Origin of the sequence: Oerskovia paurometabola (assembly GCF_016907365.1) — a bacterium.
Lineage (GTDB): Bacteria > Actinomycetota > Actinomycetes > Actinomycetales > Cellulomonadaceae > Oerskovia > Oerskovia paurometabola.
In genome coordinates, this window is record NZ_JAFBBV010000001.1 from 809,603 (window position 1) to 823,671 (window position 14,069).

Below are 14,069 nucleotides of genomic sequence, written 5' to 3' on the forward strand. Positions count from 1 at the left end.
TCCACCGGACGTTCACGGGCCGTCCCCGCGGTGCGCGCGCATGCCCGGCCCGCTGTGCGGCGCGTCACGGGCGGTCCCGGATGAGTCCCGGCGCGCGCGGGGTTGGAACGGGAGTGAGCACCTCGTCCGCCCAGGCACAGCCCTTCGACGTCGACGTCCTCGTGGTGGGCGCCGGACAGGCCGGCCTCTCGGCCGCGTTCCACCTGCGGCGGCGGGGCTTCGTCCCGCTCGGGCGTGACGGCCGTCCGTCGAGCGCACCCGACGACGGTGCGGCCGCGGGAGCCCCGCGCACCTTCGTGGTGCTCGACTCCTCGCCCGCCCCGGGGGGTGCGTGGCAGTTCCGCTGGCCGTCGCTCACGATGGCGCAGACGCACGCGGTGCACGACCTGCCCGGCCTGGCCCTCGACGCGGGCGACCCGCAGGAGAGCGCGAGCACCGCCGTCGGGCGGTACTTCGGCGCGTACGAGCAGGTCAACGACCTGCGGGTGCTGCGGCCCGTCGCGGTGCGCGAGGTGCGCGACGACGCGTCGGGGGCGCTGCTCGTCGAGGCGACCACGCCCGACGGGCCCGTGGCCTGGCGCGCCCGGACGCTCGTCAACGCGACCGGGACGTGGACCAAGCCGTTCTGGCCCTGGTACCCGGGCCGTGAGACGTTCGCGGGCACGCAGCTCCACACGCACGACTTCGGTGCCGCCGAGGACTTCGCGGGCAAGCGCGTGGTCGTCGTGGGCGGCGGCGCGTCCGCGACCCAGTTCCTGCTCCAGATCGCTCCCCACGCGTCCTCGACCACGTGGGTCACGCGCCGCGAGCCCGTGTGGGTCGGTGGCCCGTTCGACGAGAACCGGGGGCGCGACGCCGTGGCCCTCGTCGACGAGCGGACGCGCGCGGGTCTCGCGCCGGAGAGCGTCGTGTCGGTCACGGGCCTGCCGCTCACGCCCGCGTACGAGGCGGGCATCGCGTCGGGCGTCCTGCGGCGCCTGCCGATGTTCTCCCGCGTCGTGCCCGACGGCGTCGCGTGGGACCCCGGCGTCCGTCCCGACGGCGTGACGCACCAGGGCGCGGACGTGATCCTGTGGGCCACGGGCTTCCGCGCCGCGCTCGACCACCTCGGGCCGCTGGGGCTGCGCGGCCCCGGGGGCGGGATCGTGATGGACGGGCCGACCGTGGTCGCCGACCGCCGCGTCCAGCTCGTCGGGTACGGGCCGAGCGCGTCGACCATCGGGGCGAACCGGGCCGGGCGGGAGGCGGTGCGGGCCGTGCTGCGGGTCCTCGACACGGAGATGTCGGTACCAGCGAGGGACCCAGGTCACGCTCGCACTGACAGCTCGGTGGTGGCGCCCGCCACTAGGCTGCCGAGGTGACCCCCGAACCCCTGCCCGAGCCTGCCGACCCGACCGTCGACCAGCCCGTCGACCGCGTCCAGCGGCGGACCGTCTCCGTCCTCGCCGCAAGCCAGGTCTTCGGTGGGATCGGGGTCGCGACCGGTATCTCGGTGAGCTCGCTCATCGCGTCCGAGCTCTCGGGCTCCGACGCCGTCGCGGGCCTCGCCCAGACCACGGCCGTCGTCGGCGCTGCGATCGTCGCCCTGCCGCTCTCACGCCTCGCCGAACGCCACGGCCGACGCCGGTCGCTCACCACCGGGTACGTCGTCGCGTTCCTGGGAGCGCTCCTTGCGGCGACCGCGACCCTCCTCCAGACCTGGCCCCTCCTGCTCGCCGGGATGCTCCTGTTCGGGGCAGGGTCCGCGACCGGCCTCGCGTCCCGCTTCACCGCGACCGACCTCGCCCGCCCCGAACGCCGCGCCACCGACCTCTCGGTCGTGATCTGGGCGACGACCATCGGGTCGGTCCTCGGACCGAACCTCGCCGGAGCGACCGAGAAGCTCGGCCTCCTGCCCGGCCCGGCCGGGGAGCACGGTGCGCACGGCACGTCCGCCGCACCGCTGCTCGTCGCCTCCCTCGCGTTCGCCGCGGCCGCAGCCTCCGTCTGGCTGCTCCTGCGCCCCGACCCGCTCCACGTGGCCGCGGCCCGTGCGGTGGCGGGCACGAGCCGGACCGCCGCCCGCGCACCCGCCGACGCGGCGCCGTCGGGCCTCGTGGACGTGCCGAGCCCCACCGGCACCCCGGCGCCGCCGCGCCCGGGCTTCCGCGCCGGGCTCGCCGCCGGGTGGGCCGTGATCCGCGCGTCCGCCGCCGCGCAGCTCGCGCTCGCGGCGATCGTCGTGAGCCACCTCGTGATGGTCGGGCTCATGTCCATGACGCCCGTGCACATGGGGCACGGCGGAGCGAGCCTGCAGATCATCGGGATCGTCATCAGCGCGCACATCGCGGGCATGTACGTGCTCAGCCCCGTGATCGGGTGGGCCGCGGACAAGGTCGGCCACTCCCGCGTGCTCGTGGTGGGCGGCGCGATCCTGCTCGCCTCGGCCGTGATCGTCGCCGGGGCGCCGAGCGACGACTCGGCGCGGCTGACCGTCGGGCTCGTGCTGCTCGGCGTGGGCTGGTCGTGCGGGCTCGTGGCCGGGTCGGCGCTGCTCATCGACGCGACGCCCGCGACCGACCGGACCCAGGTCCAGGGACTGTCCGACTTCGCGATGAACCTCGGCGGAGCAGTCGGCGGGGTGCTCGCCGGGATCGTCATCGCGGTCTCGTCCTACGCCGCGCTGTCCTGGGGCGCCGCAGCGCTGCTCGTCGCCTACCTCGTGCTGGTCGCGGGCAGCCTCCTGAGGAAGGATGGGCCGCGATCCCCCGGACACCGGCCGACCCGAGCGTGAAGGAAGCACCCACCCCGTGACAGCATCCGCCCTGCCCGAGACGCGCACCGCGCTCGACGTCCTGACGACCGTCTTCGGGTACGACCGCTTCCGGGGCGACCAGGCGGAGATCATCGACACCGTCCTGCGCGGGCAGGACGCGCTCGTCCTCATGCCCACAGGTGGGGGCAAGTCGCTGTGCTACCAGATCCCCGCGCTCCTGCGGCCAGGGACAGGCGTGGTCGTCTCGCCCCTCATCGCCCTCATGCAGGACCAGGTGGACGCGCTGTCCGCCCTCGGGGGACGCGCCGGGTTCCTCAACTCGACCCAGTCGCTGCCCGAGCGCCGCGCGGTCGAGGAGGCCTTCCTCGCCGGAGAGCTCGACCTGCTGTACCTGGCCCCCGAACGCCTCGGGGTGCCCGAGACCGTGCGTCTCCTGCAGGCGGGGAAGGTGTCCCTGTTCGCGATCGACGAGGCCCACTGCGTCTCGGCCTGGGGCCACGACTTCCGACCCGACTACCTGCGGCTGACGGTGCTCGCCGAGACGTGGCCCGACGTCCCGAGGATCGCGCTCACCGCGACCGCGACCCGGCAGACGGCCGACGAGATCGTCCGACGGCTCGAGCTGCACGACGCGCGCACCTTCGTCTCGAGCTTCGACCGCCCCAACATCACCTACCGCATCGCGCCCAAGGACTCCCCGCGCACCCAGCTCGTCGACCTGATCCGGGCCGAGCACGCCGGGGACGCGGGCATCGTCTACTGCCTCTCGCGCGCCTCGGTCGAGACCACCGCCGAGCACCTGAACGCGCACGGGATCCCGGCGCTGCCCTACCACGCGGGCATGCCCGCCACCCTGCGCGCAGCCAACCAGTCGAGGTTCCTGCGCGAGGACGGCATCGTCATGGTCGCGACCATCGCGTTCGGCATGGGCATCGACAAGCCCGACGTGCGGTTCGTCGCGCACCTCGACCTGCCCAAGTCGGTCGAGGGCTACTACCAGGAGACGGGCCGCGCCGGACGAGACGGCCTGCCCTCGACCGCGTGGCTCGCGTACGGGCTCCAGGACGTCGTCCAGCAGCGGCGCATGATCGACACGTCCGACGGCGACGCGGCGCACAAGCGTCGGATGGGCGCGAACCTCGACGCGATGCTCGCCCTGTGCGAGACCGTCACGTGCCGCAGGGTCCAGCTCCTCGCGTACTTCGGCCAGGACGGGCCCGCGTGCGGGAACTGCGACACGTGCCTCACCCCACCCGAGTCGTGGGACGGGACCGTCGCCGCGCAGAAGGTCCTGTCGACCGTCCTGCGCCTGGAACGTCAGGGGCAGCGCTACGGCGCCGGGCACGTCGTCGACATCCTCACCGGGAAGTCGACGCCGCGGGTCACCTCGCTCGGGCACGACCAGCTGCCCGTCTTCGGGGTCGGCGCGGACCTCAGCGCCACCGAGTGGCGCACGGTCGTCCGGCAGATCCTCGCGCAGGGCCTGCTCGGCGTCGACAGCGAGGGCTACGGGACCCTGAGCCTGACCGAGGCCGCGGACCCGGTGCTCGGAGGCGCGCAGGAGGTCCGGCTGCGCCGGGACGTGCGGACCAAGGCCTCGCGCACCCGCAAGCCCGCGGCCGCTGCCGCCGACGCGGAGCTGACCCCCGACGCCGCGGCGCGCATGGAGAAGCTGCGCGCCTGGCGGAGCGCGACCGCGAAGGAGAGCGGGGTACCGGCCTACGTCGTCTTCCACGACGCGACCCTGCGGGCGCTCGCGCAGCGCCACCCCGCCTCGATCGACGACCTGTCCGACGTCAGCGGGATCGGCGCCGCCAAGCGCGAGCGGTACGGCGCCGCGATCCTGGAGGTCCTCGCGGAGGGGTAGCGCGAGTCCGGTGTGCGGCGTCCGGGCGTGTGCCGTCAGCGTCCGCCGAGCAGCTTGTAGAAGATCGTCGTCGACACGAGCGCGCCCCCCGCGACCTTCGCGAACCCGGGGACGGCGCCGACCTCTGTCCACCCCCAGCGCCGGTACAGGGACTCGGCCAGGCTGCCCGTCTCGGTGTCGAGCGTCAGCAGCGTGAGCCCCTCGGCGCGTGCGAAGCGTTCGATCGTCGCCATGAGCCCCGGTGCGAACCTGTGACCGCGCGCCTGACGGTGGACCAGGAGCTTGACGACCTCGGCGCGGTGCGTGCCGTTGGCCTTCGAGGTCAGGGCGAGCGAGGCGGTCGCGACGATCCTCCCCGACTCGTCACGACCGACCCACGTGCGGTGGTCAGGGTCTGCGAGGAACGCGGACCACCAGGCCGTCGCAGCCTCCTTGGTCGGTGCCTCGACCCAGCCGACGCTCGCGCCGCCCTGGACGCAGTCGACCAGCACGTCGGCGAGGTGCGACAGGTCGGCCGTCCTGGCGGCGAGGCTGTCGAGCAGCGAGAGCCCGGCCGGGGCGCTCGCCGGCCCCGGGCGGCCCGGGGCGGAGCGGCCGTCCTGGCCGGGCCTGCCGGATCCCCCCGGACGGCCCGACCGGACCGTAGCCCCGCCGTGGCGGGACGGGGAGGTGAGCGCGCCGCCACCGGGCGCGGGGAAGGTGAGGGGTTCGATGCGCATGGCCGTCACCGTAGCCACGGTGCGTTTCGACCCCGTGAACGGCAGGGGAGGCTCGTGTGACAGAACCCGCACCCGGACGGGTCAGAGCGAGCGCGGCCCCTGGACCTCGCTGGTCGCGGCGACCCGGCCGGGGCGCGTCGCCGCGCGCCGCCCGCTCCCACCGGGGAGACTGGTCCCGTGCTCCTCAGCCTGCTCGCCGCCGTCGCCGCCGCGATCGGCTACGGCGTCAGCACCGTCATGCAGGCCGTCGCGGCCCGCCGCGCGCAGGGGCTCGCCGTGGTGCGGCAGCCGCTCGTGATCCTCGCGTTCACGGTCGACCTCGTCGCGTGGCTGTTCTCGCTCGTCGCGCTCGACCACCTGCCGCTGTTCGTGGTCCAGGCCGTGCTCGCGAGCTCGCTCGTCGTCACGGTGCTGCTCGCCAGGATGTTCTTGTCCGTGCCCATGCGGCGGATCGACGTCGCGGCCATGACGGCCATTGTGGCAGCGCTCGTGGTGCTCGGGATCGCGGGCGGTGAGCAGCCCGCACCTGTCCCGCCGGACTGGTTCACGCCCGTGCTCATCGGGGTGGCCGTGGGGCTCGCGGTCCTGGCGCTGGTGTTCTACAAGGCCGGGACCCCTGTGCTGCTCGCGCTGATCGGGGCGCTCGGGTACTCGGGGGCGGCCGTCGCAGCCCGAGGCGCGCACGCCTCGGGGGACATCTGGGACACGATCTTCCAGCCGCTCGCGATCGCGATCGTCGTGTTCGGGGTCGTGGGTGCGCTCGCCTACCTGCGCTCGCTCGAGCACGGCAAGGTCGGGACGAACGCCGCGATCCTGTCGGTCGTCGAGGTCGTCGTCCCGGGGGCCGTGGGCATCGCCGTCCTGGGTGACACGATCCGCTCGGGCTGGGACCCGGCGGTCGCCGTCGCGGCGCTCGTCGCGCTCGCGGGCTGCGTGGTCCTCGCGACGAGCCCTGCGAACGAGGCGGCCGAGGCGGGGGAGGCGAGCGACGGCGTCGGGCCGTCGAAGGACGCCGCTCCCGAGCCGGCGTAGGGCGCCCCCCCGGCAGGCCGGGGAAGCCACGAGGCCCGACGGCGGAGCGCGCCACGTGCGGCGTCCGCACCCGAGGCCTGTCGGGCCTCGGGTGCCGGTCGCCCGGCGCACCGAACAGCTCGGCGCGCCGGGCCCGCCTCAGTCCTCCGAGCCCGCCGGCTTCGCCAGCCCCGACGCGATGAGCGTCATGACGGACGAGTCCGCGAGGGTCGTCGCGTCCCCGACGGTGCGGTTCTCGGCCACGTCGCGCAGCAGGCGGCGCATGATCTTGCCCGAGCGCGTCTTGGGCAGCTCGGGGACCACGAGGATCTTGCGGGGCTTCGCGATGGGCCCGATCTCCTTGGCCACGTGGTTGCGCAGCTCGAGCTCGACGGCCGCGGCCCCCTCCGGGTCAGCCGCGCGGGCCGCGTGCTCGCCGCGCAGGATGACGAACGCGACCACGGCCTGGCCGGTCAGCTCGTCCGTGGCGCCCACGACCGCGGCCTCGGCCACGAGCGGGTTCGACACCAGCGCGGACTCGATCTCCGTGGTCGACAGGCGGTGGCCCGAGACGTTCATGACGTCGTCGACGCGCCCGAGCAGCCAGATGTCGCCGTCCTCGTCCTTCTTGGCGCCGTCACCCGCGAAGTAGATGCCCGGGAAGCGGGACCAGTAGGTGTCCTTGAAGCGCTCGAGGTCGCCCCAGATGCCGCGCAGCATGGACGGCCACGGCTCCGACAGGACGAGGTAGCCGCCTCCTCCGTTCGGCACCGGCTGCGCGTTGTCGTCGACCACGTCCGCGACGATGCCCGGCAGCGGCACCTGGGCCGAGCCCGGCTTGGTCGCGGTCACGCCCGGCAGGGGCGAGATCATGATCGCGCCCGTCTCGGTCTGCCACCACGTGTCGACGATGGGTGCCTTGTCGCCGCCGATGACGCGGCGGTACCACATCCACGCCTCGGGGTTGATGGACTCACCGACCGAGCCCAGGACGCGCAGGCTCGTGAGGTCGAACTTGTTCGGGATCTCCTCGCCCCACTTCATGCACGCGCGGATCGCGGTGGGCGCCGTGTAGAAGATCGAGACCTTGTACTTCTCGATGATCTCCCACCAGCGGCCCTGGTGCGGGGAGTCGGGCGTGCCCTCGTAGATGACCTGCGTCGCGCCGTTGAGCAGCGGACCGTACGTCACGTAGGAGTGGCCCGTGACCCACCCGATGTCCGCGGTGCACCAGTAGACGTCGGTCTCGGCCTTGAGGTCGAACACGTTCTTGTGCGTGTACGACGCCTGCGTCAGGTAGCCGCCCGTCGTGTGCAGGATGCCCTTGGGCTTCCCGGTGGTGCCCGACGTGTAGAGGATGAACAGCGGGTGCTCGGCCTCGACCCACACGGGCGTGTGCTGGACGTCGGCCGCCTCGAGGGCGTCGTGCCACCAGACGTCGCGCCCCTGCGTCCACTCCACGTCCTGCCCGGTGCGTCGCACCACGAGGACGTGCTCGACCGTCGTGGCCTCGGCACCCTCCTTGGGAGCGAGGGCCTCGTCGACCGCGGGCTTGAGCGCCGACGCGGACCCACGGCGGTAGCCGCCGTCCGCGGTGATGACGACCTTGGCCTCGGCGTCCGCGATGCGGCTGCGCAGCGCGTCGGCCGAGAACCCGCCGAACACCACGGAGTGCGGGGCACCGATGCGGGCGCAGGCCAGCATCGCGACGACGGCCTCGACGATCATGGGCAGGTAGATGACGACGCGGTCGCCCGTGGTCACGCCGAGCGCGTTCAGTGCGTTGGCCGCGCGCGAGACCTCGCGCTGCAGGTCCGCGTAGGTGACGGTGCGCGTGTCGCCCGGCTCGCCCTCGAAGTGGATCGCGACGCGGTCGCCGTTGCCCGCCTCGACGTGACGGTCCACCGCGTTGTACGCCGCGTTGAGCGTGCCGTCGGCGAACCAGCGCGCGACGGGCGCGTTCGACCAGTCGAGCGTCTCGGTGAACGGCGTCCGCCACGAGACAAGCTCGGTGGCCTGACGCGCCCAGAACGCGAGACGGTCGGCCTTGGCCTCCTCGTACAGGGCCGGCTGGGCGTTGGCCTGAGCGGCGAACTCAGGGCTGGGCGGGAAGCTGCGCTCCTCGTGGAGAAGGTTCTCCAGACCCGGCGACTCGGGCTGCCCGTCGACCTGGTTCTCCGTGGTGGTCACATTCTCAGGCACTCTTACCTCCGGTGCGCATCGACTCTGGTGCGGGGCTCGTGACGTGAGATCCCCTCCGCCCGCGAGGTGGTGGGAGGGGTGCGAGACACGTCGAGCGACGGGGCCTGTCCTGCCCCGACTGGGCGAGTCTAGACCCCAACGGGTGACCGGCGTCACTGCTTCTCGAAAATGGCGAGGGTGCTGACAAAACGGTGCGCGCCGTCGTCGGGCCGGTTCCTCATGCGACACGGTCGCAACGGTGCCACGATGGCGGGAACCCGAACTACTGACCCAGGTGCGCAGCGCTGCGCACTGCGAAGGGAACGTCGTGGCGCTGTCTCGAGCAGTACGTCCTGTGCTTCCGGTGGTCGCCCTGAGCGGCGTCCTGGCCCTGGTCGCGTGCACCGCGCCGGGAGGGAGCGCTGACGGCACGAGCCCGGGCGGGAGCACCGAGGGCATCGTGCTCGCCGACGGGTACGAGCTCGGGGGGTACAACCCCGTCGCGGGCTTCGGGGCCGCGGGCGAGGCCAAGATGTACGACGGCCTGGTCCGCCTCACCGGGGGCGAGGGCATGCCGGGGTTCGAGCCCGCGCTCGCCGCCGAGCTGCCCACGGCCAACGAGGACGCGACCGTGTGGACCGTGAAGATCCGCCCGGGCGTCACGTTCTCCGACGGCAGCACGTTCGGCCCCGAGGACGTCGTCGCGACGTACGAGGCCATCCTGGACCCCGCGTCCGCGTCCGAGGCACGCTCGTCGTTCGACATGATCGAGGAGGTCGTCCAGGTGGGCGACGACACGGTCGAGCTCCACCTCGCCTACTCGTACGCGCCGCTCCTGACGAAGATGCTCATCGGCATCGTGCCGTCGGAGGCCGTCGCGACCCCCGGCCTCGCGGCCGACTCCGCGCTCAACACCGCGCCGGTCGGGACCGGGCCGTACACGCTCGTCGACCTGTCCCCCGACCGCGCGGTCCTCGAGGCCAACGAGGACTACTGGGACGGTGCGCCCGAGGTCAAGAGGCTCACGCTGCTCTACGTCCCCGACGACAACACGCGCGCGCAGCGCATGGCCTCGGGCGAGATCGACGGCACCAACCTGCCGCCGCTGCTCGCGAACACGTTCGAGGGCAAGGACGGCACGACGGTCACCGCGCACACCTCGGCCGACTGGCGCGGCCTGTCCCTGCCCACCGACAACCCCGTCTCGGGCGACCCCGCGGTCCGCATGGCCCTCAACCTGGCCGCGAACCGGCAGTCGATGATCGACGACGTCCTGGGCGGCCACGGGCGCGTGGCCGCCACCCCCATCCCCGAGGTGTACGGCGACGCGTACGAGCCCGGCGCGGTCTTCGCGTACGACCCGGCGCGGGCCGAGCAGATCCTCACCGAGGCCGGCTGGGTCGTGGGCCCGGACGGGATCCGCGTCAAGGACGGGCAGCGCGCGCAGATCGCGCTCATGTACAACTCGGTCGACACGGTGCGCCGCGACCTGGCGCAGGCCTTCGCGTCCGACGCGCTCGCGGTCGGCGTCGAGGTGAACCTCGAGGCGCTGTCCTGGGACCGGATCGACCCGCGCATCAACACCGACTCGACGCTCCTGGGCGGCGGTGACGAGCCGTTCGACCCCGACACGCAGGCGTACGGCGCCCTGAGCTCGGTGTTCGTCCAGCCCGACGTCGGCAGCATCTACGACAATCCCAGCGACTACCAGGACGCGACGGTCGACGCCGCACTGGAGGTAGGGCGCCGCAGCCTCGACCAGGCCGAGCGCGACGCGGCCTACCGCCAGGTCCAGGACGCGTACATCGACGACCCGGGCTACGTGTACCTCGTGTTCCTCGACCACACGTACGTCTCGAAGGACGCGGGGTGGACGATGTCCGGCCCGGTCCTCGAACCGCACGCGCACGGCGTGACGTGGGGACCGTGGTGGTCGCTGCAGTCCTGGACGAGAGACCGGTGACCACGGTCCAGGCAGGGCGCGGGGAGCGTCCGGCCGAGCCGGCCGAGCCCGACGGCGCCTCCCGCCCCGGGGAGGACGCCGCACCCTCGGTCCGGGACCTGCGCCGCGGGCGCCACCGCGACGTCTGGGCCATGGTGGGGCGCCGCCTGCTGTTCATCCTGCCCGTCACGGCGGCCGTCTCCGCGGGCCTGTTCGCGGCGGCGAAGTACTCGCCGTTCGACCCGCTCGTCGGCTACCTCGGCACCCGGTACATGACCACGACCGAGGCCGACAAGGCGATCATCTCGGAGCAGCTCGGGTTCGACCGACCCTGGTACTCGACGTACTGGGGGTGGTTGCAGGACCTGTTCGGCGGGGACCTGGGCCTGTCGCGGTCGTTCAACCAGCCGGTCGCGCAGGTCGTCGCGGAACGCCTGCCGTGGACGCTGCTGCTCGCGGGTACCGCGCTCGCGCTCGCGGTCGTGGTCGCGCTCCTGCTGGGGATCACGGCGGGCGTGCGCAGCGGCGGGGTCGTGGACCGGGCGGTCACGGCGCTGTGCGTCGTGGTGCAGGGGTTGCCGCCGTTCGTCCTGTCGCTCGCCGCGATCGCGGTCTTCGCGCTCACGCTGGGGTGGTTGCCCGCGGCGGGGCTCACGGACGCGGGTGCCGACCCCACCGCCGGTGGCGTCCTGCGGCACCTGGTCCTGCCGGTCGTGGTCCTCGCGGTCGCGCAGGTGCCGTGGCTGCTGCTCGCGGTGCGCGAGTCCGTCGTGACGTCGAAGGGCGAGGACTTCGTCGCGGGGGCCGTCTCGCGCGGCATCCCGACGCGCGCGGTCACGCGCCGCCACATCGTGCCGACCTCGCTCGCGCCGTTCGTCAACATCGTGGGGGTGCGGCTGCCCGAGCTCGTGGTGGGTGCGGTCCTCGTCGAGGAGGTCTTCAGCTGGCCAGGGGTGGCGGGCGCGATCGTGACGTCGGCCCGGGACCTCGACATGGCGCTCCTGGCGTTCCTGACGATCGGGACCACGGTCGTCGTCATGCTCGGGTCCCTCCTCGCGGACGTGGTCGTCGCGCTGATGGACCCCCGGGTGAGCACCGATGGCTAGGCGCCACCTGGTGGTCGCGGGCGCGGTCCTGGCGGTCGTGGTGCTCTACGCGGTCCTGGTCCCGTGGCTCGCGGGTGTCGACGACCGGGTCACGGACTTCGCGCAGGCCCGCCAGGCGCCGTCGTCCGAGCACCTGTTCGGTACCGACTCGGCGGGCCGCGACCTGTTCGTGCGCATCGCGTCGGGCATCCGGACCTCGCTCCTGGTGGCGCTGCTGTGCGCGCTGCTCGCGACCGTGATCGGGGTCGTGGTCGGCACGGCCGCCGGGTTCTGGGGCGGGTGGCCGGACCGGATCATCATGCGGGGCACCGACGCGGTCAACGCCCTGCCGCACCTGCTGCTCGGCATCGTGATCGTGGCGATGTTCCGCGGGAGTCTCCTGGCCATCGTCCTGTCGATCGCGCTGACCCACTGGACGCAGGTCGCGCGGATCGTCCGTTCGGAGATCCTCAGCCTGCGCCAGCGCCCGTTCGTCGACGCCGCGGTCCTGGCGGGAGCGAACCGCCGACAGGTCGCGGTGCGCCACCTCGTGCCGGCCACGGCCCCGCAGGCGCTGATCGCGGTCGTGCTGCTGCTGCCGCACGCGGTGTGGCACGAGTCCACCCTGTCCTTCCTGGGCTTCGGCCTCCCGCCGCACGAGCCGAGCCTCGGCACGCTCCTCGAGGAGGCGCGCAGCTCCCTGCTCCTGGGCGGGTGGTGGACGCTCGTCTTCCCGGCGGCGGTGCTCGTGGTCGTGACGCTCGCGGTCGCGTTCGCGGGCCAGGCGCTGCGCAAGGTCGTCACCCCGCCCCAGCCCTCGGAGCTGAGACTATGAGCACTTCGAGCACTGCGAGCACTTCGAGCCTGCGCGTCGAGCACCTCACCGTCCGCCTGCCGCTGCCGTCCGGGTCGGTGGTCCATGCCGCGAGCGACGTGAGCCTCGACGTCCCGCGCGGCACCGTCACGGCGCTCGTGGGGGAGTCGGGCTGCGGCAAGTCGATCCTGGCCTCGGCGGTCATGGACCAGCTCCCGGTGGGGGCCCGCCGGACCGGCGAGATTAGGGTCACCACCCCGCACGGGGTCATCGACGTGTTCGCGGGCGAACCCTTCCGGGGGAGGCACGCGGCCCTCGTCCCGCAGTCGGCGGCCACGCACCTGACCCCTGTGCGCACCGCGCGCTCGCAGCTCGACGAGACGATCGCGGCACTCGGCTCGGCGCGCACCAGCGACGAGCTGGCCGTGCGCGTGGGCCTCGACCCCTCGGCCCTGGACTGCTACCCGCACGAGCTCTCGGGCGGCATGGCGCAGCGCGTCGCCGTGGCCGGGGCGCTCGCGGGGGACCCGTCGGTGATCGTCGCGGACGAGCCCACCGCGAGCCTCGACCGCGCGCTGACTGACAGGGTCCTGGGGCTGCTGCGCGAGTGCGCCGACGACGGCGCCGCGGTCCTGCTCATCACGCACGACCTCGCGTCCCTGGTCCGCACGGGCGTCGCCGACCGGCTCGCGGTCATGTACGCCTCGCGCCTCATGGAGACGGGTCCGGCGCCCGAGGTGTTCGACGACCCGTGGCACGACTACACGCGCGACCTCCTGGACGCCCTGCCCTCGCGCGGGCTGCACCCGCTGCCAGGGTCGCCGCCGCAGCTCACCGACCTGCCCGACGACTGCGTCTATCACCTGCGTCGCCCCGGGACACGGCAGTCGGGCGGCCCGACGACCCTCGTCCGGGTCGGCGACCGCTCGTACCGCACGCTGCGCGACGAGGTGGCCTGATGAGCCTCGAGGCGCGCGGCGTCGTGGCCGGCTACCGGCGCAAGCCCCCGGTCCTCGTGGACGTGTCGATCAGCGTCCCGGCGGGCACGATCGTGGGCCTGGCGGGCCCCTCGGGCACGGGCAAGACGACGCTCGCGCGGGTCCTGGCGCTGCTCGACGCCCCGCGCGCGGGGACCGTGAGCATCGACGACCGGGTCGCGACGGGCACGCGGTTCGCGGTCCAGCGGGAGCTGCGGGGGTCCGTGGCGATGCTGTTCCAGTCGCCCCGCGCGTCGACCGACCCGCGGCTGACGTTGCGCTCGATCATCGCCCAGCCCGCCGAGGTGCTCGGGCGTCCGATCGACGTCGAGGGGGTCGCCGCGCGCGTGGGGCTGACCCCGGACCTCCTCGTGCGCAGACCCCACCAGGTCTCCGACGGCCAGCTCCAGCGAGCGTGCCTCGCCCGGGCGCTCGCGCAGCAGCCCCGCTACCTGATCTGCGACGAGGCGACCGCGATGCTCGACGCCGCGACGACCGCGACGCTCGTGCGCCTCGTCGAGGCCGAGGCCGCCGGCCAGGGTGTGGGGGTGCTCCTCATCAGCCACGACGAGGAGCTGCTCGCCGCGTGTTGCTCGCGGGTCGACGCGCTCGCGGACCTGCGACGGGCGCCGGCGCCGCGCTGAACCCCGGCTCTCCGCCCGGCCGGCCCCAGGGAAGACGCACGCTGCCCGACGGCGGTGCGCGGCGCCGTCGGGCA

General features: G+C 73.7%; 11 protein-coding genes. 9 read left to right on the forward strand and 2 right to left on the reverse strand.

Features of this window, described 5'->3' with window-relative positions; translation table 11 throughout:
* Positions 1–113 precede the first annotated feature (113 nt).
* From JOD48_RS03645 to recQ, 3 genes are read left to right on the forward strand one after another with little or no spacing between them, the layout of a single operon-like run.
* Positions 114–1,361 carry an NAD(P)-binding domain-containing protein gene (locus JOD48_RS03645; RefSeq protein ID WP_307823951.1) on the forward strand — a complete coding sequence of 416 codons (1,248 nt, stop codon included), beginning with the start codon at positions 114–116 and terminating at the stop codon, positions 1,359–1,361.
* On the forward strand, positions 1,358–2,773 hold the full coding sequence (locus JOD48_RS03650) for an MFS transporter (RefSeq protein WP_204807431.1): 1,416 nt from the start codon (positions 1,358–1,360) through the stop codon (positions 2,771–2,773). Before JOD48_RS03645 ends, JOD48_RS03650 begins: the two co-directional genes overlap by 4 nt.
* On the forward strand, positions 2,733–4,622 hold the full coding sequence (recQ, locus tag JOD48_RS03655; protein WP_204807432.1) for a DNA helicase RecQ: 1,890 nt from the start codon (positions 2,733–2,735) through the stop codon (positions 4,620–4,622). The genes JOD48_RS03650 and recQ overlap by 41 nt, the downstream gene beginning before the upstream one ends.
* A gap of 35 nt (positions 4,623–4,657) precedes the next feature.
* On the opposite strand, the gene JOD48_RS03660 is transcribed toward recQ, so the two are convergent.
* On the reverse strand, positions 4,658–5,341 hold the full coding sequence (locus tag JOD48_RS03660) for a GNAT family N-acetyltransferase (protein WP_204807435.1): 684 nt from the start codon (positions 5,339–5,341) through the stop codon (positions 4,658–4,660).
* A 177-nt stretch (positions 5,342–5,518) separates the two neighbouring features.
* Between JOD48_RS03660 and JOD48_RS03665 the strand changes: the two genes are divergently transcribed.
* Positions 5,519–6,373 carry a hypothetical protein gene (locus tag JOD48_RS03665; protein ID WP_204807437.1) on the forward strand — a complete coding sequence of 285 codons (855 nt, stop codon included), beginning with the start codon at positions 5,519–5,521 and terminating at the stop codon, positions 6,371–6,373.
* Positions 6,374–6,511: 138 nt separating this feature from the next.
* On the opposite strand, the gene acs is transcribed toward JOD48_RS03665, so the two are convergent.
* Entirely contained in the window at positions 6,512–8,542 is a 2,031-nt protein-coding gene (gene acs / locus JOD48_RS03670) for an acetate--CoA ligase (protein WP_191792138.1), read from the reverse strand.
* Between the two features lie 355 nt (positions 8,543–8,897).
* On the opposite strand from acs, the gene JOD48_RS03675 reads away from it, so the two are divergent.
* From JOD48_RS03675 to JOD48_RS03695, 5 genes are read left to right on the forward strand one after another with little or no spacing between them, the layout of a single operon-like run.
* Positions 8,898–10,496: an ABC transporter substrate-binding protein gene (locus JOD48_RS03675; RefSeq protein WP_204807439.1), complete on the forward strand. Its 1,599-nt coding sequence runs from the start codon at positions 8,898–8,900 to the stop codon at positions 10,494–10,496.
* A complete protein-coding gene (locus JOD48_RS03680) occupies positions 10,493–11,581 on the forward strand; it encodes an ABC transporter permease (protein WP_307823953.1) in 1,089 nt (362 codons plus the stop codon). Before JOD48_RS03675 ends, JOD48_RS03680 begins: the two co-directional genes overlap by 4 nt.
* On the forward strand, positions 11,574–12,395 hold the full coding sequence (locus tag JOD48_RS03685) for an ABC transporter permease (protein ID WP_204807440.1): 822 nt from the start codon (positions 11,574–11,576) through the stop codon (positions 12,393–12,395). Before JOD48_RS03680 ends, JOD48_RS03685 begins: the two co-directional genes overlap by 8 nt.
* Entirely contained in the window at positions 12,392–13,333 is a 942-nt protein-coding gene (locus JOD48_RS03690; protein ID WP_204807443.1) for an ATP-binding cassette domain-containing protein, read from the forward strand. The genes JOD48_RS03685 and JOD48_RS03690 overlap by 4 nt, the downstream gene beginning before the upstream one ends.
* Positions 13,333–13,995 (forward strand): ABC transporter ATP-binding protein, encoded by a 663-nt coding sequence (locus JOD48_RS03695; RefSeq protein ID WP_204807445.1) that lies wholly within the window; start codon positions 13,333–13,335, stop codon positions 13,993–13,995. Before JOD48_RS03690 ends, JOD48_RS03695 begins: the two co-directional genes overlap by 1 nt.
* The last annotated feature ends 74 nt before the right edge of the window (positions 13,996–14,069 follow it).